Genomic DNA, 19,677 nt, shown 5'->3' on the forward strand with positions numbered 1-19,677 from the left:
TTGACTGGATTAGCAGCCTACCTCGGACTGGCCTGATGAACGACGGCTATCACCTTCTCGACATCGTTTTTTTCGCCATGGTCGCCGCCTTCCTGGTGTTGCGCCTGCGCAGCGTGCTGGGCAAGCGCACCGGCGCCGAGCGCCCGCCCGAGCAGTGGACCCCGCCGGAAACCCCCGCCGACAACGTGGTGGACCTGCAAAGCGTCCGCCGCTCGGCGGCGGAACCGCCGGCCGAGACGCCGGTGGGCCAGGGTCTGGCGGCCATCCGCGCCGCCGACCGGGGATTTGACCTGGACGGCTTCTTAGGGGGAGCCAAGGCGGCGTTCGAGATGATCGTCATCGCCTTCGCCCACGGCGACAAGGCGACGCTGCAGCCGCTGCTGGCCCCCGACGTCTACCGTCATTTCAGCGACGCCATCGAGGCGCGGCGCCAGCATGGCGAGACGCTGCAGACCGAACTGGTGGGCATCCGCTCGGCCGAACTGATCGAGGCCCAGATGGACGGCCGCTTCGCCGCGCTCACCATCCGGTTCGTCAGCGAGCAGGTCAACGCGCTGCGCGACGCCAAGGGCGAAGTGGTGGAAGGCAATCCCGAGCGGGTGATCGACGTGATCGACCTGTGGACCTTCCGCCGCGATACCCGCGCCACCGATCCCAACTGGGCGCTGGCCGCCACCCATACCCCCGAGCCATGAGGAAAGCGGCCGCCGCGCTGCTGGTGGCGGCATCCCTGGCCGCCTGCGCCACGCCGGAACCGGCGCCCGGCCCAGGCGGGCCCGACCGCATGGTGCTGCAGCCCCTTTCCTTCGACCGGCTGGCCGGGTGGTCCGACGACGAATCGGCCCGGGTGCTGCCGGCCCTGCTTAAATCGTGCAACCGCATCACCCGGCTGCCCATCGACAAATCCATCGGTTTCGAGGGCGTGGGCGGTACCGCCGCCGACTGGTATTCCCCCTGCTCCGCCGCCGCCCGGGTGGCCGAGGGCGACCATAAGGGCGCCCGCGCCCTGTTCGAGACCTGGTTCACCCCCTGGCAGGTCACCAATGACGGCAAGGCCGACGGGCTGTTCACCGGCTATTTCGAGCCGGAGATCAAGGGCTCGCGCCTGCGGAAGGCGCCCTATACCCAGCCCATTTACGGCAAGCCCGCCGATCTGGTCACCGCCGATCTGGGCAAGTTCCGCTCCGACTGGTCGGGCGAGCAGGTGGTCGGCCGGGTCGAGAACGGCCGTCTGGTTCCCTATGCCACCCGCGCCGAGATCGACAGGGGCGCCATCGACGGCAAGGCCGCCGTGGTGGCGTGGACCGACGACCCGGTGGATCTGGCCATCATGCAGATTCAGGGCTCGGGCCGGGTACGCCTCGACGACGGCTCGGTGATCCGCCTGGGCGTGGCGGGCAGCAACGGCCATAAATTCGTCGGCATCGGCAAGGTGATGAAGGATGAGGGCAAGCTGGGGAGCGACACCTCCATGCCGGCCATCCGCGCCTGGCTCAAGGCCAATCCCGAGGAAGGCCGCACCCTGCTGGGCCGTAATCCCCGCTATATCTTCTACGGCCTCAACGCCGGCACCGACGGGCCCATGGGGACCGAGGGCGTGGCGCTGACGCCCGAGCGCTCGCTGGCCGTCGATCCCCGCTTCGTGCCGCTGGGCGTTCCGGTATGGGTGGACAGCGTCGATCCGGCGGGCAAGCCGCTGCGCCGCCTGATGGTGGCCCAGGATACCGGCGCCGCCATCAAGGGACCGGTGCGCGGCGACGTGTTCTGGGGGGCTGGCGAAGCCGCCTTCCAGATCGCCGGCAAGATGAAGAGCCCCGGCCGGCTGGTGGTGTTCCTGCCCCGCGCCCGCTCTCCCCGGCTGGCCGAGAGGTAAGGGTTGCCTTCCGGGTCCGGCTTGTCCATCCTTCGCCTCAACGAAATCTGATACGGAACGGATCGCGGCGATGAGCCGGTTGCTGGCCGAATGGCGGGAACGCAAGGGACGCGAGGAGGAGCAGCTGCATGAGCAGCTGTGCGCCGCGGTGCGTGCCGGCCAGGTTCAGGTCTATACCGATCCCCGCCTCCTGGATTTCCAGGGCTCGCCGGTGCACCAGCACTGGGACCATCTGCTGCCGCTGACCATCGAAGCCACCCTGGCGCTGATCATCCTGCTGGCTACCGGCCTTGCCACCGGTATCGTCGCCATGACGCTGTGCGTGCTGGCCCATCTGTACGGCAACAAGTACTACGTGGCCTGGCGGCTGAAGATGCGTGCCCTGGCCTATCTGATGGGCAGCTATCAGCAATTCGTCACTCTGTGGCAACTGGGCGGCATCGCCCTGGTGGTCAAGGGGGTCAACGAGGCTCCCTGTCTGGCGCCCAAGGGCGACTGGCGCAAGTTCATCCGCCGCAATCTCGGCGAGGGCGAGGCCCAGGCCCAGGCGCCCATGGCCAATGCTCCGGTGCCCGCCGGTCCGCGCATGACGGCGCCGCCGGCCCAGCCGGCCGCCCCGGTGCCGCCCCCTTCACCCGCGCCCGAACCGGCACCGATGGTGATCGAGACCGCGCCCCTGGCCGACTCGGTGCAGCCGGTGCCTCCTCCTCCCGCCCCCGAACCCGAGATCATGGCGCCGCCGACACCCCAGCCGGGGGATCGCTGGGCCTCCATCGCCGACGAGGACCCGCCGCGCGATGAGGTGGTGCCCAGGCAATGACCCGGTCGCGTCTGGTCGAGCCGCGCCAGCCCCGCCGCCGGGTGGTCAGCGCCGACGAGATCCGGGTGTGGAAGGCGGTGGTGTCGGACGCCAAGCCGCTGCCCGGCCGCTCCCCTCCCGCCGATCCGCCGCCCGATGCCGTGGCCGCGCCCGAGCCGGTGGCTTCAGAGCCGCCGCCGCCCGGCAAGCCGCCGGTCCGCCCCTCGGCCCATCCCCCGCCCACCCCGCCACGGTCAAGGTGAGCTGCATCACGGCAGAGCCCCCGGCCTGGACCGCCGGTCCGCCGACCGGCTCAAGAAGGGCGAGATGGAGATCGAGGCCGATCTCGACCTGCACGGCCTGACCCAGGACATGGCCCATGCCCAATTGACCGCCTTCATCCAGCGCTGCTGGGTGGCGCAGCGCCGTTGTGTCCTGGTGGTGACCGGCAAGGGAGCCCAGGGCTTCGGCGTCCTGCGGGCCCAGGTGCCGCGATGGCTCAACCAGAGTCCCCTGCGCGAGCGTATCCTGGGCTTTTCCTACGCCCAGCCGCGCCATGGCGGCGATGGCGCCCTCTACGTCCTGATCCGCAGGCAGCGGGCATGACTCCGTTCGGCGCCCGTATCCGCGCCCTGCGCGATGCCAAGGGTATCCAATTGCGCCAGATGGCCGCCGACCTGCATATCTCCGCCGCCTATCTCTCGGCGCTGGAGCACGGCCATCGCGGCCGTCCGGCCCCCGGTCTGGTGATGCAGATCTGCGGCTATCTCGGCTGCATCTGGGACGAGGCCGAGGAGCTGAAGGCCCTGGCCGAACTGTCTCATCCCAAGGTGACCCTGGACACCTCGGGCCTCACCCCCGCCCACACCGAACTGGCCAACCGTCTCGGCCGGTCCATCCGCGACCTGCCGGAAAACGTGGTGGCGCGGTTGCTGAAGGTATTGGGGGAGCAGTAGCGGAGTATCCGTGTTGATCAAGCTGATTTTGGTATCCAGGGACGGCCTGCTCTGAGCAGGGCATTTGCCAGGACGACGAGCTTTCGCATGATTGCGGTAATGGCGAGCTTGGCGGGCTTTCCAGCACTGATGAGCTGCTGGTATTTGGCCTTGAGGTCAGGGTTGAAGCGCATGGCGACGAGAGCAGGCATGTAGAGCGCCTGACGGACGTCAGCCCGTCCGCCGCGAATGAATGCGTGTCCGGTCCAGCGTCCGGACTGGCGGGCAATAGGGGCCAACCCGGCGAGACTTGCGGCTTGTCCCGGTTCCAAGACACCGAGTTCGGGCATCTCGATCAGCAGAGCAAGCGCGGTCAGGCGCCCTATGCCAGGAATGCTGATCAGAATTTCCTGGCGCCGGGAAAGTTCGGCATTGGCCTGGATGCGACGTTCCAATTCGGCGTCGATGGCGGCGATCTGACGCTCGATGTGCTTCAGCCGCTCGGCATTCTGACGCCTGAGCAGGGTGATGCTCAGGGATTTTGCGCGGTTCCTGGCCGCCGTGCGATCCTTGACCAGCGCCTCGCGGGCGAGGTGGAACTGCCTGAGTTCGACAATGGTCTCGTCCGGCGCCGGGCGCGTTTCCAGTTGGAGAAGAGCCCCCATTCTGGCCAGCAGGATGGCATCCAGGCGGTCGGTCTTGGCCAACTTGCCGACGGCCTCAGCGAAACGCCGGGCCTGGCGGGGATTGACCTTCACCATCGGCAGACCGCCTCTGGCCAGCGCACGCTCAAATGTGCGGTGATAGGGGCCGGTGGGCTCGAAGACCACGCGGGCAACATCCTTGCCGATCCAGGCGATCAGGGCCTTGTGTCCCTTGGAATCGTTGGCGAACTGGCGGCTGATGCCATCTGACAGGCGATGGGCATCGAGACTGTCTTTCGAGATGTCGATGCCAATGGTAGTCTCGGTCATCTTTTCCGTGCCTCTGCTTGTCATCCGGGGCTCTCCCCCGGGTATCCGTTCAGGCCAATGGAAAAGACGAGGGTGATCAGACTCCGCTTCGGCCCATCAATCCGGCCCGCTTTTTCTCGATCCATCCCTCGCCGCTGACGAGAGGGCAGCCACCCTCTCCCAGCGGTTCCTTTTTCGCCTGTCGGCACGGAAAGTCATAAGACAAGCCTTTTTGGAAAGGATCGGGACATGAGGATCGGAATCGTCGGCTGCAATGGACGCATGGGCCGGATGCTGATGGAGGCGGTACTGTCCGCCGAGGGCTGCCGGCTTTCGGGCGGCACCGAACGGGCCGGAAGCGACGTCATCGGCCGCGACCTCGGACTCCTGCTGGGCCGCGATCCGGTGGGCGCCGTGGTGAGCGCCGACGCCGAAGCCCTGTTCGCCGCCTCGGACGCGGTGATCGACTTCACCGCGCCGGCCGCCACCCTGGCCCACGCCGCCATGGCCGCCAAACTCGGCAAGGTGCTGGTGGTGGGCACCACCGGTCTCGCCAAGGAGGACGAGGCCCGGCTGGCCGAGGCCGCCAGGAGTGCTCCCATGGTCTACGCCCCCAATTTCAGCGTCGGCGTCAATCTGCTGATGGCGCTGACAGAGCGCACCGCCGCCATTCTGGACCAGGATTACGATATCGAAATCGTCGAGATGCACCACCACCACAAGGTGGACGCCCCCAGCGGCACGGCGCTGGGCCTGGGCCGCGCCGCGGCCAGGGGCCGGCAGGTGGCGCTGGACAGCGTATGGTGCAAGAGTCGCGACGGCCATACCGGGGCACGCCCCAAGGGCGAAATCGGCTTTGCCACCCTGCGCGGCGGCGACGTGGTGGGCGACCACACGGTGATGTTCGCCGCCGATGGCGAGCGGGTGGAGCTGACCCATAAGGCGTCGTCGCGGGCCGTGTTCGCCAAGGGCGCCGTACGGGCGGCGCGCTGGGCCGCCGGCCGGCCGGCCGGTCTTTATTCCATGCGCGACGTGTTGGGGCTTTAGGGGATGAGCGAGGAGCAGACCCCCCCGGAGACCCCTTCCCTGCAGGAACCGCAGGTCAAGCGCCGCTACAAGGAGTGGGAGCACAGCTCGCCCGAGGAGGTGGCATTCTCCCGCAGGATCTTCTACGGCATGATGACCGCCCTGGCCCTGCTGCTGGGGGCGCTGACCTACGGCGCGCTGCGGTAATCGGGAAAAACAAATCCCCCGGCCAGGGCCGGGGGATTTTTCATGGGGCCGGTCAGACCGACGTATCCACGTTGTTGCCGCCGCCCTTGGGGCCGCCCTTGGCCACCCCCACCAGGGCGGGGCGCAGCAGACGGTCGTGCAGGGTGTAGCCGGCCTGCATCACCAGCACCACGGTGCCCTCGATCTGGCTGGGGTCCTCCATCTCCATCATGGCCTGATGCAGATTGGGATCGAAACGTTCGCCCTGGGCCGAAACCGGCTTGATGCCGTAGCGCTCGAAGGTGGCGAGCAGCTCGCGTTCGGTCATCTCGACGCCGGTGGTCAGCGCGGTGAGCGATTCGTTGCCCTCGCGCGCCGTGGCCGGCACCGAATCCAGGGCGCGGCGCAGGTTGTCGGCCACCGACAGCACATCCTTGGCGATGTTGGAGATGGCGTACTTGCCGCGATCCTCGGCCTGCTGCTCCAGGCGGCGCCGGGTATTCTCGGTCTCGGCCTTGGCATAGAGCACGTCGTTCTTCAAGCGGGCGATCTCGGCCTCAAGCTCGGCGATGTGATCGGACTCGGCGGCCGGCGGAACAGCGGATTCGGCGGCCGGTTCGGCGCTCTCGGCGGCGGGCGTCTGCTCAGCAGTCTGATCCTGGGTCATAATCAAGCTCTCTCGATATCTTGGGGTTAATGGTCAGGTGGGTTGCCCGATCAGACGGCCGATCACCTTGGCGGTGTAATCGACCATGGGAATGATGCGGGCGTAATTGATGCGCTGCGGGCCGATCACCCCGATGGCGCCCACGATGCGCTCGCGGGCGTCGCGATAGGGCGCCACCACCATGGAACAGCCGGTGACGCCGAACAGATCGCTTTCGGCGCCGATGAAGATCTGCACCCCGTCGGCGACCCGGGTCAGGTCCACCAGGCGCAGGAACTGCTCCGAGGTCTCCAGCGCCTCGAACAGGCCGCGGATGCGCTCCAGATCCTCGACGGCGGTGACGTCTTCCAGCAGGTGCGACTGGCCGCGCACGATGAGCGCCGAATGGCTCTCGCCACCGGCCCAGGTGGCCAGCCCGGCCTCGATCACCCGCTTGGTCAGCGAATCCAGCAAGGTGCGCTGATGCTCCAGCTCGGCGGTGATCTCCTCGCGTACCTCGTCGAGGGACCGGCCGGCCAGCCGGGCATTGAGATAGTTGCCCGCCTCCACCAGGGTGGACATCTCGACGCCGTCGGGCAGGTCGAGGATGCGGTTCTCCACCATGCCGTCCTCGGTGACCAGCACCACCAGGGCGCGGTTGCGGCCCAGCCAGACGAATTCCACGTGCTTCAGCGTGCGCTGGATCTTGGGCGCCACCACCACGCCGGCGCAGCGCGACAGGCCGGACAGCGCGCCCAGCGCCTCGCCCAGCACCTGCTCCATGGAACGGCCGGCCGCCTTGCACTGGGCATCGATGGCCGAGCGCTCGGCATCGGCCATGCGGCCCACTTCCAGCAGGCCGTTGACGAACAGACGCATGCCCGCCTGGGTGGGCAGCCGCCCGGCCGAGGTGTGGGGCGCATAGAGCAGGCCGAAATCTTCCAGGTCGGCCATGACGTTGCGGATGGTGGCCGGCGACAGGGAAAGGGTCAGGCGGCGCGACAGGGTACGCGAGCCGATGGGCTCGCCCGTCTCCACATAGGCTTCCACGATCTGGCGGAAGATTTCCCGCGATCGGTCGTTCAGCTCGGTGATGACGGGTCCCTTGGTCCGTGGCATTGGGTTTCCTGGAGCGTTCTCCGGTGCGGCGAAAATCTAGTGGCGCCTCGCCCCCTCGTCAATGTCGGGGGGTCGAGATTGTGGACGGAACCCACCATATGGAGGTAGCTTGCCGCCTCTTCCCCCTTAGAGGACTTCCATAAGCATGAGACCGTCCGGCCGCGCCCCCGACCAGCTTCGTACCGTCATCCTGGAAACCGGCGTGTCACGCCATGCCGAGGGCTCGTGCATCGCCAAGTTCGGCGACACCCACGTGCTGTGCACCGCCTCGGTGGAAGAGAAGGTTCCGCCCTTCCTGCGCAACACCGGCAAGGGCTGGGTCACCGCCGAATACGGCATGCTGCCCCGCTCGACCCACACCCGCACCGACCGCGAAGCCGCCAAGGGCAAGCAATCGGGCCGTACCCACGAGATTCAGCGCCTGATCGGCCGCTCGTTGCGTTCGGTCACCGATCTTGCCGCCATGGGCGAGCGCCAGATCAAGATCGACTGCGACGTGCTGCAGGCCGACGGCGGCACGCGCACCGCCTCCATCACCGGCGCCTTCGTCGCCCTGCATCTGGCCTTCCAGCGGCTGGTGCGCCTGGAACTGCTGAAAAGCGTGCCGCTCACCGACCATGTGGCCGCCATCTCCTGCGGCATCTACGAGGGCACCGCCGTGCTCGACCTGGATTACCCGGAGGATTCCAACGCCCAGGCCGACGCCAATTTCGTCATGACCGGCACCGGCGGCATCGTCGAGATTCAGGGCACCGCCGAGGAGCGTCCGTTCTCGCGCGCCCAGTTCCTCGAGCTCACCGATCTGGCCGAGGCGGGCATCCGCCAGCTGGTCGAGGCGCAGAAGAAGGCCCTGGGCCTGTCATGAGCGCGCGGCGGTTCCAGGGTGGAAGGCTGGTCATCGCCAGCCACAATGCCGGCAAGGTCCGCGAGATCGGCGAATTGCTGGCCCCGTTCGGTACCGAGGTGGTGTCGGCCGGCACCCTGGGCCTGCCCGAGCCGGAAGAGACCGGCGAGACCTTCGTCGCCAATGCCGAGCTGAAGGCCCGCGCCGCCGCCTCGGCCGCCGGTCTTCCCGCCTTGGCCGATGATTCCGGCCTGGCGGTGGATGCCCTGGCCGGGGCGCCGGGCATCTACTCGGCCCGCTGGGCGGGGGAATCCAAGGATTTCGACTTCGCCATGGCCAAGGTCCACACCGCCATGGGCAACGAGAGGGATCGCACCGCCCGCTTCGTCTGCGCCCTGGCGCTGGCCTGGCCCGACGGTCATTGCGAGACCTTCGAGGGCACGGTGGAAGGCGACATCGTCTGGCCGCCCAAGGGCTCCAACGGCTTCGGCTACGACCCCATCTTCCTGCCCAAGGGCGGTACGCTGACCTTCGGCGAGATGGAGGCCGCCGCCAAGCACGCCATCAGCCATCGGGCCGATGCCTTCACCAAGCTGGTGGCGGCGTGTTTCGGCAAGGGTTGAGCTTAGCCCTGTTGCGCTGTCGCCCATGACCGCCCCCGGCTTCGGCATCTACATCCACTGGCCGTTCTGCCTGTCGAAGTGCCCCTATTGCGACTTCAACAGCCATGCCGCCCAATCCACCGACCATGGACGCTGGCGCAAGGCCCTGCTGGCCGAGCTGGATCATTTCGCCGCCGAAACTCCCGACCGCATCCCCACCAGCGTGTTTTTCGGCGGCGGCACGCCATCGCTGATGGAGCCGGAGACGGCCGGCGCCCTGGTGGCGGCCATCCGCAGCCGCTGGGCACCCGCCCCCGATCTGGAAGTGACCCTGGAGGCCAATCCCACCAGCGTCGAGGCCGACCGCTTCCGCGCCTTCCGGGACGCCGGCATCAACCGTCTGTCCTTGGGGATTCAGGCGCTGGACGCGGAATCCCTGGCCTTTCTCGGCCGCCGCCACTCGGCCGACGAGGCGCTGGCGGCGCTGAGGCTGGCCCAGGCCACCTTCCCCCGAATCTCCTTCGACCTGATCTATTCGCGGCCCGGACAGACGGAAGCGCAATGGCGGGTCGAACTGGCCCGCGCCCTGGATCTGGCGGGCGAGCACCTGTCGCTCTACCAGCTGACCATCGAGGACGGCACCATGTTCGCCCCGGCCCACGCGCGGGGCGACTTCGCCCTGCCCGACGAGGACGAGGCGACGGCTCAGTTCGAGGCGACCCAGGAGCTGACCGAACGGGCCGGGCTGCCGGCCTATGAGATTTCCAACCACGCCCGCCCCGGCGCCGAATGCCGTCATAACCTCACTTATTGGCGGGGCGGCGAGTGGCTGGGTATCGGCCCCGGCGCCCATGGCCGCTTTGGCGGCGACGCCCTGGCCCAGGCGCGCTCGCCCGGCGCCTGGCTGGCCCAGGTGGAGCGGAACGGTCATGCCACCGAGATCCGGTCCAGGCTCGGCCCCGCCGAGCGGCTGCCGGAGCTGGTGCTGATGGGGTTGCGGCTGCGAAACGGCCTTGATTCCGCCCTGCTGGCCGAGGTGCGGCCCGCCCTCGACCCCCTTGGCCTCGCCAATATGATCGAGGGCGGCTTCCTGGTGGAGGATGCCCTGGGTCTGCGCACCACGCCGCGAGGGCGGCTGGTGCTCAATGCCGTGCTGGGCGAATTGCTGACTTAGAATTTGCCAGACTCGGGTGGAAACACTCCCACCCGTCGTGGCCGGGCTTGACCCACGGCTGTCCCGTTCAAGTTTCCGGGTGCCGGGGGATAGGCCGCTTCACCACCAAGGCACCAAAAACACCAAGGGGGCGGAGCAGAAAACCCCGCCCAGCCTTGCCGTCATGGCTGGGCAAAGAGTGTCCCAGGGAAAATCCGCTTGGTGTCCTTGGTGTCTTGGTGGTTATCCACCTTTTTCACGCCCCCGCACGGGGGGATAAGGCGCTCAAGCCCAGGCCACGACGGGAGGGGTGTTCCCACCTGAACCTGAAATCCCAAAACGCTACTGGAACGCGCTCGGCGCCGTGCCCACCTCGCGGGCGCCGGTGGGAGCGATCTCCTTGACGGTCAGGCCGCGCTCGGCGATGCCGTTGGCGCCCAGGCGGAAGATGCCGTCCACCCCGGCGAAACCGTTGGGGTTCTGCAAGGTGGCCGAGCCGTAATCGCCCATGCCGTTGCGGGCCAGGGCGGCGGCCAGGGCGGCGGAATCGTAGGCGATGCCGGCCAGACCGCTCAGGCGCGGCGACAGAGTGCCGAAGGCCTTGGCGTAGCGCTGCTCGAAGGCGACGTGTCCGGCGGCGGACGGGGCCGGGTACCAGCCGCCGGCCAAGGCGGGCTCGGCGGCCAGCTTGGGATCGTCCCACAGCAGGGTGCCGAGCAGGCGCGGCACCTCGGCGCCACCCTCGCTCATGTAGTAGGACAGCAGCGAGGCGATGTTGCGCAGCCGCACCCCGTCATCGGGCAGCAGGACGGCGTCATAGGCCGAGCCGGGCACGCCCTTGGGGGTCACGCCCCGGCGGGCCGAGAAACGCTTGACCACCTGGGTGAAATCGGTGGCGGCGGGATCGTAATAATCCACCGCCACCAGTTCCAGGCCCTGGATGGCGACGGCCTCCCTGGCGGCGTCGGCCACTGCGCGGCCGTAATCGTCGGAGCGCGCCAGCACACCGATACGCCGCAAGCCCTGCTCGCGGGCATGGGCCAGCACGCGCGCCACCTGCGGACCGGGCAGAAAGCCCAGGGCATAGATGCCGGTCCCCGCCACCGAGCGGTCGGTGGTGTAGGCCAGCAGCGGAATGGCCTGCTCACGGATCACGGGCGCCGCGGCCTTGACCTCGTAGCTGAATACCGGCCCCAGGACGATGTCGGCGCCCTGGGCCATGGCCGCCTGGGCGGCGGCGGCAGCCCCCTCGGCGGTGCCCTTGGTGTCCAGGGGGATCAGGTTGAACTTGGCGTCGGCGATCTCGAACAGGGCCAGTTGGGCGGCGTTGGACAGGGCCTGGCCGATGGCGGCCTGCGAACCCGACAGGGGCAGCAGCAAGGCGGCGCGCACCTCGCCCTGGTGCACGGCCCGAACCGGAGCGGCCGGGGCGGCGGCAGGCGGCAGGCTGGCGATTTCCGCCTGCGGCTCCGGCACGGCGGCGGGAGACGGAGAGGCGGAGGCGGGAGGCGGCACGGGAGCGGCAACCGCCCTGCCCGCCGACCCCGTCCCGGCGGCGACCGGCGGCGGTACCGGGGCGGGAAGCGGTTGCGCCTGGGGAGCGGACTTGGTTCCGCCGAGCCAAGGTGGTACGTCTGACGCTTGTTGACAGCCCGATACCATCAGCATGGCGGCAAGCAATGGCAGGACAGCGACGGAGTGCCGGGAAAAGCCCAAACGGCGCAAGGGAATCCTCCTCGGACGACGGCCCCGGGGCCTCGGAGCCCAGCGGCGGAACAGAGGCGAAAGGTAGACCCTGGGCACGCGGAAGTAAACCGAGCGCCGGGCTCTATCTGGTCGCCACGCCCATCGGCAATCTGGGCGACATCACCCTGCGCGCCCTGGAGGTGCTGGGCCACGCCGATCTGGTGGCCTGCGAGGACACCCGCGTCACCGGCAAGCTGATGCAGCTGCTGGGCCTCAAGGCCCCCCTCACCCCCTATCACGACCACAACGCCGACAAGGCGCGGCCCGCCCTGCTGGCCCGGCTCGGCCAGGGGCAGGTGGTGGCCCTGGTCTCCGACGCCGGCACCCCCATGGTCTCGGACCCCGGATTCAAGCTGGTTCGGGATTGTATCGAATCGGATATCCCGGTCACCGCCCTGCCCGGCGCCTCGGCGGTGCTGACGGCTTTACAACTATCGGGCATCGCCAGTGAACGGTTCCTGTTCGCCGGCTTCCTGCCCTCCAAGGGGGCGGCGCGGCGCACCGTGCTGCAGGAACTGGCCCGGGTACCCGCTACCCTGGTGTTCTATGAATCCCCCCACCGGACGGCCGAGTCCCTGGCCGACATGGTCACCGTGCTGGGGGAGAGGCAGGGGGCGGTGACCCGCGAATTGACCAAGCTGCACGAGGAAGTGGTCCGGGGGTCGCTCGGCGAACTGGCCCACCGCTTCACCGAGACCCCCCCCCGGGGCGAGGTGGCGATCGTGGTCTCGGGACCCGATGCCGCCACGGCCGGCACCCCCCGGGACATGGAGGGCCGTCTGCGCGCCGAGGTAGAGAAAGGCCTTTCCATCAAGGATGCCGCCGCCCTGGTGGCCGCCGAAACCGGTCATCCGAGGCGCGATGTCTACGCCACGGCGCTGCGACTGTTCCGAGGGGGCAACGAGGAATGAATTCCGTACAGCCCTCGGCCCCCCGTCAGGCGGCCCAACGGCGCGGCAGGGCGGCGGAGCGGGTGGCGGCACTGTGGTTGCGCCTCAAGGGTTATGGAATCCTGACCAAAGGCCTGAAATCCGGCCGGGGATCGGGAGCGGGCGAGGTGGATCTGGTGGCCCGGCGCGGCGATCTGGTCGCCTTCATCGAGGTGAAGCGCCGGGCAACTTTCGATCAAGCCATTGAATCTCTTACATCTTTCCAAAGACAGCGCATCCAGCGCGCCGCCGCCGCCTTCCTGGCCCGGCGGCCCGAGCTGGCCGGATGCGGCGTGCGCTTCGACATGGTGCTGATCGCCCCCTGGCGTTTGCCTCGCCATATCCCCGACGCTTGGAGAATTGATTAGCGACTCTTCCAGGCCGTACACTGCCGGAAAGTCGCCGTTTTTGAAGGGAGTCATCCGTGACCGGGGTTCGACCGCTGCTCAACGTCCTGATCATCGCCGCCATGGGTGGCCTGTTGTCCGGCTGCGCCGCCACCGTGGTGGGGGCCGGCGCCACCGCCGGCGTGGCCGCCGCCGAGGAGCGCGGCATCGACGGCGCCATCGACGATCTGAAAATCAGGACTGAAATCAATAATTTATGGTTCCAGAAGGATGTGGAGATGTACCGCAAGGTCACGCTCAACATCTCGGAAGGCCGGGTGATGCTGACCGGCATGGTCGCCACCGAGCAGGCCCGCGCCGACGCGGTGCGCCTGTCCTGGCAGGTGGGCGGCGTCAAGGAGGTGCTGAACGAGATCCAGGTGGTGGCGGCCGGCGAATCCGGCTGGGATCAGGCCAACGACCTGTGGATTCAGAACAAGCTGAAGGCCCGGCTGCTCACCGACGGCGAGGTCAAGAACATCAACTACATCATCGATGTGACCGATTCGGTGGTCTACCTGCTGGGCATCGCCCAGAGCAGCACCGAGCTTGACCGGGTGATCGCCCATGCCCGCGACGTCAGCGGGGTCAAGCGGGTGATCAGCCATGTGCGCCTCAAGACCGATCCCCGGCGGAACGGCGGCTGATGACCGAGACCGCCGCCCGGGTCCGCGAACGCCTGACGGCCCTGGGCCGGGTGGACGACCGCGACCTGGACCCGGCGGAACCGGCCCTGCTGCTGGCCGCCCTGGGGCGGGCCGGCCGGGGGGCGCCCCTGGACATCGCCCCCTATCTGGCCCTGCTCGACGGCATGGCCGCCGAGTTGCGCGCCGAGGCGGGAGAGTGCGACCATGCCCAGGCCCTGGCCCTGCGGCTGTTCCACCTGCTGGGACGCCGCCACCGCTTCCACGGCGATGACGGCGAGGACGAGGAATTGGGCGACCTCGACCTGCTGACCGTCATGGACCGCCGTCGGGGCGGCAACGACGCCATCGGCCTGCTGGCCCTGGCCGTCACCCGTCGTGCCGGCATGGTGGCCGAGGGATTGGCCTTTCCCGCCCATTTCCTGCTGCGCCTGGGCCTTGACGACGGCAGCCGGGTGATCGTCGATCCCCTGGGCGGCGGCCAGGCGCTGGCCCCGCCCGATCTGCGGGCCATGCTCAAGGCCGCCGCTGGCCTGGAGGCGGAACTGGAACCCGCCCATTACGCGGCCATGAGCAACCGCGACCTGCTGCTGCGCCTGGGCAATGCCGCCAAGCTGCGCCTGTTGCGCCTGGGCCATGTGGAGCGCGCCCTGGCCATGGTGGAATCCCTGCTGCTGGTGGCGCCCGACGCCGCCTTGCTGTGGCGCGAGGCCGGGCTGATGCACATGCGGCTCGACCACACCGCCCAGGCCATCGCGGCGCTGGAGCAATTCCTCAGCCGCACCCCCAGCGCCCAGGCCAAGGCCCGGACCCTGGCCCTGCTGGCCGAACTCAAGCGTCGAATGCACTAAAACAGAAGGACCCGATCATGAGCCTTGCCGTCGCCATCCAGATGGATCCCATCGAGTCCATCGACATCGATGCCGATTCCACCTTCGTGCTGGCGCTGGAGGCCGAAAAGCGGGGCCATACCCTGTTCCATTACCTACCGCGCGATCTGGCGCTGCGCAATGGCCGTGTCCTGGCCCGGGTGCGGCCGCTCTCAGTCCGCCGGGTCAGGGACGATCACTTCACCCTGGGCGAGGCCCGCACCGTCGATCTGGCCGGCATGGACGTGGTGCTGATGCGCCAGGACCCGCCCTTCGACATGGCCTATATCACCGCCACCCACCTGCTGGACCACATTCACCCCCGCACCCTGGTGGTCAACGACCCCACCCATGTGCGCAACGCCCCGGAAAAGCTGCTGGTCACCCATTTCGGCGGCCTGATGCCGCCGACCCTGATCACCTCGGACCGCGAGCAGATCATGGATTTCAGGGATGAGCACAAGGACATCATCGTCAAGCCGCTGTTCGGCAACGGCGGCGCCGGCGTCTTCCACCTGCTGCCCGGCGACGAAAACCTCAATTCCCTGCTGGAGATGTTCACCCAGCTCTACCGCGAGCCGGTGATGGTCCAGCGCTATCTGCCCGAGGTGCGCCAGGGCGACAAGCGCATCATCTTGGTGGACGGCGTGGCGGTGGGCGCCGTCAACCGCGTGCCGGCCGAGGGCGAGGCCCGCTCGAACCTGCACGTGGGCGGCACCGCCAAGGCCAGCGTTCTCACCGCCCGCGACCGCGAGATCTGCGAGGCCATCGGCCCCACCCTCAAGGAGCGCGGCCTGATCTTCGTGGGCATCGACGTCATCGGCGATTACCTCACCGAGATCAACGTGACCTCGCCCACCGGCATCCAGCAGATCGATCGGTTCGATGGCGTGTGCATCGAGGGCCTGATCTGGGATGCCATCGAGCTTCGCAGGGCAGGTTCACCCGGCGCGGCAACCGCCTGATATTCCTTAAGAGAGTCCCCGCGCGATCAACGCATGCAGTTGCGGACGGCCCTGTCGGACGTCTGCGACTGCGTTTGTGGTTGGGAAAATCCGGTTGCCATGACCCCTCAACTGCAATCGCGGTTGAGGGGTCGGTGGCCCGATTGGCCGCAAGGACCCCACCATACGGCCTCGTGGCGACATGGCGGTGTTTATTCCTATATTCCCACCCCTCACCACCGGCTCGCCGGGTATGCCGCCTTCGCGGCGATCCGTCTCCCCCGGAAGCCATCGCCGCCGGTCCGCATCTTTAAAGCGATCTGTCCCTTCCCGGCCCGACCACATGGGACGGTGACGGAAACACCCTTCCGCGCCCCGTCGGGGTCCCGTCGGACCGCCCGGCATCGGTGCCGCGCCCCACCGATGCCACGCGCGGAGCGCGACGACCGGCAGTGACCGGGTATTCCGGGAGACCATGGTCGTCCACCGCCACCGTCCGGGACCGCCGGGCGCCGTCTCCGGCCGGTGAAGCCGATCCCGACCGCCGGTTCCGATCCGCGGAAGCCGGGTTACGGTGGCCGCGACAGCCGGCCCCGGGTCATAGGGGTTGCCCTTGAGCCTGCGGGCGAAACGAATCCCCCGCCCCGGCCGAGGACCCATGGGCCGGCCCACGATCACTCCTCCATAGGTTGTAGCCCGGCCGGGCCGGCTCGCACCCCCGGAAGCACTAGCATGAATTGTATACACTGGCTATGATGCCCGCGTTTCAACCGGATGCCCTCCCCATGACCACCCGTACCGCTACCGTCGCCTTTTCCGGCATCGACTGCCTCGACATCGACGTGCAGGTGCAGGTGGCCAACGGCATGCCGGCCTTCACCCTGGTCGGGTTGCCCGACAAGGCGGTGGGCGAAAGCCGCGAACGGGTACGCGCCGCCTTCAACGCCATCGGCCTGGCCCTGCCGCCCAAGCGTATCACCGTCAACCTGGCCCCCGCCGACCTGTTGAAGGAGGGCAGCCATTTCGACCTGCCCATCGCGCTCGGTCTGCTGGGCGCCATGGGCGTGCTGCCCGCCGACGAGATCGCGGGTTACGTCGCCCTGGGCGAGCTGGGCCTGGACGGCTCCATCGCCCCGGTGGCCGGGGTGCTGCCCGCCGCCATCGCCGCCAATGCCAGCGAGCGCGGCCTGATCTGCCCCCAATCCCAGGGCTCCGAGGCCGCCTGGGCCGGCGAGGTCGAGGTGCTGGCCGCGCCGTCCCTGCTTGGCCTGATCAATCATTTCAAGGGCAGCCAGATTCTCGCCCGCCCGGCGCCCCGGCGCCTGGAGGAGAACGGACCGTATCTGGACCTCAAGGACATCAAGGGCCAGGAATCGGCCAAGCGCGCCCTGGAAGTGGCCGCCGCCGGCGCTCATAATCTGCTGATGATCGGACCTCCGGGCTCGGGCAAGTCCATGCTGGCCGCCCGCCTGCCCGGCCTGCTGCCGCCCCTCGAGCCCACCGAGGCCCTGGAAGTCAGCATGATCCACTCGGTGGCGGGGCAACTGGCCGAAGGCCGCCTGCTGACCCGGCGCCCGTTCCGCGACCCCCATCATTCCGCCTCCGTGCCCTCCCTGGTGGGTGGCGGCATGCGGGCGCGGCCGGGCGAAGTCTCCCTGGCCCATAACGGCGTGCTGTTCCTGGACGAGTTGCCGGAATTCCAGCGCGGTGCCCTCGAGGCGCTGCGCCAGCCCCTGGAATCGGGCCGCGCCGTGGTGGCGCGCGCCAATGCCCACGTCACCTATCCCGCCCGCATCCAGTTGGTGGCCGCCATGAACCCCTGCCGGTGCGGCCATCTGGGCGACCCGGCCCTGGCCTGTTCCAAGGCACCCAGGTGCGGCCAGGACTACCAGTCCAAGATTTCCGGCCCGCTGTTCGACCGCATCGACCTGCATGTGGAGGTGCCGGCGGTCAGCCCCGCCGACCTCTCCCTGCCGCCGGCCGCCGAGGGTTCGGCCGAGGTGGCGTCCCGCGTCGCCGGCGCCCGCGCCCTGCAGCTGGAGCGTTACAAGGATACCGCCGTCCGCACCAATGCCGAGGCCGACGGAGAGCTGCTGATGCAGGTCGCCTCCCCCGACGAGGCGGGGCGCCGCCTGCTGACCGAGGCGGCGGAGCACATGCGCCTGTCGGCCCGCGGTTGGCACCGGGTGCTGCGCGTCGCCCGCACCCTGGCCGATCTCCAGGGCGCCGAAGCCGTCGGACGCCTGCATGTGGCCGAGGCCCTCTCATACCGAAGGCTGATGCCGGGCCGCGCGGGATGATGCTTATCGCCCTATGACCTCTGTGGGCATTGCGCCTTTTGCGTGCCCGGCCCCATGCTCGGAACAGCCGGTGAGAAATGGGGTCAATACCCGATGAATGCCTGTGCGCCGATAGATGGCTGCGCGCCAGCCCCGGGAAAGCGACGTTGCCACGACATGGCGATGATCGTCAGCGACGTGATCATGACGCTGGTCCGGGAAAAGGCCCAGGACGGCAAGGTCGACCTTCATGATCTCGAACGCATCGCCACGCTGATCAGCAGCGGCAGCATGGTGCTGGACACCGCCTATGTCCATCAGGAGGAATCCTGTCGCAAGTTCCACCAGATGCCTCGCGGCAATGTGGGGGCGCGCTCCAACCCGTTCCACCGCCTGATGGTGCGGCCCTTCGAGCATCTGCTGACCGGCGAGGCGATGGTGCTCCAGCGCAGCTACCTGCCCCATTATTTCGAATTTCTGGGACACGCCCTGGAAAAGCGGCTGGTGGCCTTCGAACGCCATTGCCGCACCATCATCCAGGCGCTGATGGTCATCCACGGCAACAACCTGACCTGGGACCAGTTCTATGCCGACGGCCGCACGGTCAAGACCCTGCAGGGAGCGCTGAAGCTGCTGCGCGCCTATCTGGACGGTCCCGAGGGCCAGCGGGTCTGGCATGCCTGCATGATGCGCCCCATCGGCGACCTGCCCCAACCCACGGTCGGTCAGGTCAACCATATCCGCCAGGTCCTGATGGAAACGGCGCGCGGGCTGGAAGCGGCGGAATAGAAGGGGGAAACAGTGGGCTGCCGCCCACCCCCGCTCGGGGCCAAAGGCCCCAAACCCCGTTCATTTGATTTACCAAACGAAAAGAGGGTTCGGGAGGCGTGCTTCCCGATAGGGACCGGGGCGAAGCCCCGGACTTGCCCTACGCCCCGGTCCTGGGCAGCATGTGGCCCAGCATGCGGCCGCCGAAGATGTGGATGTGCAGGTGCGGCACTTCCTGGTGGCCGTTCTCGCCGATATTGCTGAGCATGCGCCAGCCGTCCCCGGCCACGCCGGCCATCTCGGCCACCTTGCCGACGGCGCGCATCAGGGCGGCGATCTCGGCATCGCTGGCACGGGCCGAGAAATCGTTCATGGAGACATAGGCGCCCTTGGGGATCACCAGGATATGAACCGGCGCCTGCGGGTTGATGTCGTGGAAGGCCAGGGTGTGGTCGTCCTCGTGCACCTTCTTGCAGGGGATTTCCCCCCGGAGGATACGGGCGAAGATATTGTTGGAATCGTAGGCCATGGCTCTCTCCCTTGCAGGGGCCGTCACTTCTTGGCGCGCGACTTCTTCTCGTCGATGCCCGAGGTGCCGGTGCGCCGGGCCAGCTCGGCCCACACCTTGGCCGGCTCGACACCGCAATCGGCCCACAGCACCAGCAGATGATAGAGGGTATCGGCGCTTTCGCCCACCAGCTGCTCCTTGCCCTCGGACAGGGCGGCGACCACGGTCTCCACCGCTTCCTCGCCGAACTTCTGGGCAATCTTGCCGCGCCCGCGGGCGAACAGCTTGGCGGTATAGGACTTGTCGGGATCGGTGCCCTTGCGGCTGGCGATCACCGTGTACAGTTCCTCGAGAATCTTGCTGTCCTGCGCCACCGCACCCTCTCTTTACGCTTGTTCCAGACCGTCATCTTTCCCCAACGCCCCTGCCTAACAGATGGCGGCGGGCCTGTCACCCCCTCAAGCCTCG

Annotated in this window: 24 protein-coding genes; 18 read left to right on the plus strand and 6 right to left on the minus strand. The window is 68.3% G+C overall.

What is annotated here, in order from left to right; genetic code table 11:
- Window positions 1-35 precede the first annotated feature (35 nt).
- The 6 genes from CP958_RS14200 (at window position 36) to CP958_RS14220 (ending at window position 3,628) form a co-directional block, all read left to right on the plus strand.
- Window positions 36-695 carry a Tim44/TimA family putative adaptor protein gene (locus tag CP958_RS14200; protein ID WP_096702582.1) on the plus strand — a complete coding sequence of 220 codons (660 nt, stop codon included), beginning with the start codon at window positions 36-38 and terminating at the stop codon, window positions 693-695.
- Window positions 692-1,873 (plus strand): murein transglycosylase A, encoded by a 1,182-nt coding sequence (locus CP958_RS14205; protein WP_096702584.1) that lies wholly within the window; start codon window positions 692-694, stop codon window positions 1,871-1,873. Before CP958_RS14200 ends, CP958_RS14205 begins: the two co-directional genes overlap by 4 nt.
- Window positions 1,874-1,943: 70 nt before the next feature.
- Window positions 1,944-2,693, plus strand: a complete 750-nt coding sequence (locus CP958_RS14210; RefSeq protein ID WP_096702586.1) for a hypothetical protein — start codon at window positions 1,944-1,946, stop codon at window positions 2,691-2,693.
- Window positions 2,690-2,935 (plus strand): hypothetical protein, encoded by a 246-nt coding sequence (locus CP958_RS27030; RefSeq protein WP_242442899.1) that lies wholly within the window; start codon window positions 2,690-2,692, stop codon window positions 2,933-2,935. The genes CP958_RS14210 and CP958_RS27030 overlap by 4 nt, the downstream gene beginning before the upstream one ends.
- 64 nt (window positions 2,936-2,999) lie before the next feature.
- On the plus strand, window positions 3,000-3,278 hold the full coding sequence (locus tag CP958_RS27035; protein WP_242442900.1) for a Smr/MutS family protein: 279 nt from the start codon (window positions 3,000-3,002) through the stop codon (window positions 3,276-3,278).
- Complete coding sequence (locus CP958_RS14220) at window positions 3,275-3,628, plus strand: helix-turn-helix domain-containing protein (protein WP_096702588.1); 354 nt, start codon at window positions 3,275-3,277, stop codon at window positions 3,626-3,628. Before CP958_RS27035 ends, CP958_RS14220 begins: the two co-directional genes overlap by 4 nt.
- A gap of 17 nt (window positions 3,629-3,645) precedes the next feature.
- On the opposite strand, the gene CP958_RS14225 is transcribed toward CP958_RS14220, so the two are convergent.
- Entirely contained in the window at window positions 3,646-4,581 is a 936-nt protein-coding gene (locus CP958_RS14225; protein WP_096703048.1) for a transposase, read from the minus strand.
- A gap of 228 nt (window positions 4,582-4,809) precedes the next feature.
- Between CP958_RS14225 and dapB the strand changes: the two genes are divergently transcribed.
- Both dapB and CP958_RS14235 read left to right on the plus strand, forming a co-directional pair.
- The gene (dapB, locus tag CP958_RS14230) at window positions 4,810-5,607 is read left to right on the plus strand and encodes a 4-hydroxy-tetrahydrodipicolinate reductase (protein ID WP_096702590.1); all 798 of its coding nucleotides are present in this window, start codon (window positions 4,810-4,812) and stop codon (window positions 5,605-5,607) included.
- Between the two features lie 3 nt (window positions 5,608-5,610).
- Complete coding sequence (locus tag CP958_RS14235) at window positions 5,611-5,793, plus strand: hypothetical protein (RefSeq protein WP_096702592.1); 183 nt, start codon at window positions 5,611-5,613, stop codon at window positions 5,791-5,793.
- Between the two features lie 52 nt (window positions 5,794-5,845).
- On the opposite strand, the gene grpE is transcribed toward CP958_RS14235, so the two are convergent.
- A complete protein-coding gene (gene grpE / locus CP958_RS14240) occupies window positions 5,846-6,439 on the minus strand; it encodes a nucleotide exchange factor GrpE (protein WP_096702594.1) in 594 nt (197 codons plus the stop codon).
- Window positions 6,440-6,472: 33 nt separating this feature from the next.
- Entirely contained in the window at window positions 6,473-7,537 is a 1,065-nt protein-coding gene (gene hrcA, locus CP958_RS14245) for a heat-inducible transcriptional repressor HrcA (RefSeq protein ID WP_096702596.1), read from the minus strand.
- A 145-nt stretch (window positions 7,538-7,682) separates the two neighbouring features.
- Between hrcA and rph the strand changes: the two genes are divergently transcribed.
- From rph to hemW, 3 genes are read left to right on the plus strand one after another with little or no spacing between them, the layout of a single operon-like run.
- Window positions 7,683-8,402: a ribonuclease PH gene (rph, locus tag CP958_RS14250; RefSeq protein WP_096702598.1), complete on the plus strand. Its 720-nt coding sequence runs from the start codon at window positions 7,683-7,685 to the stop codon at window positions 8,400-8,402.
- On the plus strand, window positions 8,399-9,004 hold the full coding sequence (gene rdgB / locus CP958_RS14255; protein WP_096702600.1) for an RdgB/HAM1 family non-canonical purine NTP pyrophosphatase: 606 nt from the start codon (window positions 8,399-8,401) through the stop codon (window positions 9,002-9,004). Before rph ends, rdgB begins: the two co-directional genes overlap by 4 nt.
- 25 nt (window positions 9,005-9,029) lie before the next feature.
- The gene (gene hemW / locus CP958_RS14260) at window positions 9,030-10,157 is read left to right on the plus strand and encodes a radical SAM family heme chaperone HemW (protein WP_096702602.1); all 1,128 of its coding nucleotides are present in this window, start codon (window positions 9,030-9,032) and stop codon (window positions 10,155-10,157) included.
- 321 nt (window positions 10,158-10,478) lie between these two features.
- On the opposite strand, the gene CP958_RS14265 is transcribed toward hemW, so the two are convergent.
- Entirely contained in the window at window positions 10,479-11,651 is a 1,173-nt protein-coding gene (locus CP958_RS14265) for a penicillin-binding protein activator (protein ID WP_242442901.1), read from the minus strand.
- Between the two features lie 164 nt (window positions 11,652-11,815).
- On the opposite strand from CP958_RS14265, the gene rsmI reads away from it, so the two are divergent.
- The 7 genes from rsmI to CP958_RS14300 all read left to right on the plus strand — a co-directional run bounded on the left by rsmI (window position 11,816) and on the right by CP958_RS14300 (window position 18,722).
- Window positions 11,816-12,793, plus strand: coding sequence for a 16S rRNA (cytidine(1402)-2'-O)-methyltransferase (rsmI, locus tag CP958_RS14270; protein WP_242442902.1), 978 nt, complete (start codon window positions 11,816-11,818; stop codon window positions 12,791-12,793).
- Window positions 12,790-13,179 carry a YraN family protein gene (locus CP958_RS14275; protein WP_096702606.1) on the plus strand — a complete coding sequence of 130 codons (390 nt, stop codon included), beginning with the start codon at window positions 12,790-12,792 and terminating at the stop codon, window positions 13,177-13,179. Before rsmI ends, CP958_RS14275 begins: the two co-directional genes overlap by 4 nt.
- Before the next feature lie 56 nt (window positions 13,180-13,235).
- Window positions 13,236-13,844 carry a BON domain-containing protein gene (locus CP958_RS14280; protein WP_096702608.1) on the plus strand — a complete coding sequence of 203 codons (609 nt, stop codon included), beginning with the start codon at window positions 13,236-13,238 and terminating at the stop codon, window positions 13,842-13,844.
- Complete coding sequence (locus tag CP958_RS14285) at window positions 13,844-14,692, plus strand: transglutaminase-like domain-containing protein (protein WP_096702610.1); 849 nt, start codon at window positions 13,844-13,846, stop codon at window positions 14,690-14,692. Before CP958_RS14280 ends, CP958_RS14285 begins: the two co-directional genes overlap by 1 nt.
- Window positions 14,693-14,709: 17 nt before the next feature.
- Window positions 14,710-15,675 (plus strand): glutathione synthase, encoded by a 966-nt coding sequence (gene gshB / locus CP958_RS14290; RefSeq protein WP_096702612.1) that lies wholly within the window; start codon window positions 14,710-14,712, stop codon window positions 15,673-15,675.
- Between the two features lie 764 nt (window positions 15,676-16,439).
- Window positions 16,440-17,954 carry a YifB family Mg chelatase-like AAA ATPase gene (locus tag CP958_RS14295; protein WP_096703052.1) on the plus strand — a complete coding sequence of 505 codons (1,515 nt, stop codon included), beginning with the start codon at window positions 16,440-16,442 and terminating at the stop codon, window positions 17,952-17,954.
- Between the two features lie 162 nt (window positions 17,955-18,116).
- Window positions 18,117-18,722 carry a hypothetical protein gene (locus CP958_RS14300; protein WP_242442903.1) on the plus strand — a complete coding sequence of 202 codons (606 nt, stop codon included), beginning with the start codon at window positions 18,117-18,119 and terminating at the stop codon, window positions 18,720-18,722.
- A gap of 139 nt (window positions 18,723-18,861) precedes the next feature.
- Here CP958_RS14300 and CP958_RS14305 read toward each other — a convergent pair whose 3' ends face one another.
- Together CP958_RS14305 and CP958_RS14310 are read right to left on the minus strand one after the other, a co-directional pair.
- Window positions 18,862-19,230: a histidine triad nucleotide-binding protein gene (locus CP958_RS14305; protein WP_096702616.1), complete on the minus strand. Its 369-nt coding sequence runs from the start codon at window positions 19,228-19,230 to the stop codon at window positions 18,862-18,864.
- Window positions 19,231-19,253: 23 nt separating this feature from the next.
- Window positions 19,254-19,583: a phosphoribosyl-ATP diphosphatase gene (locus CP958_RS14310; RefSeq protein ID WP_068429927.1), complete on the minus strand. Its 330-nt coding sequence runs from the start codon at window positions 19,581-19,583 to the stop codon at window positions 19,254-19,256.
- Window positions 19,584-19,677: the final 94 nt, after the last annotated feature.

The sequence above is a fragment of the Magnetospirillum sp. 15-1 genome, assembly GCF_900184795.1.
Classification (GTDB): Bacteria; Pseudomonadota; Alphaproteobacteria; order Rhodospirillales; family Magnetospirillaceae; genus Phaeospirillum.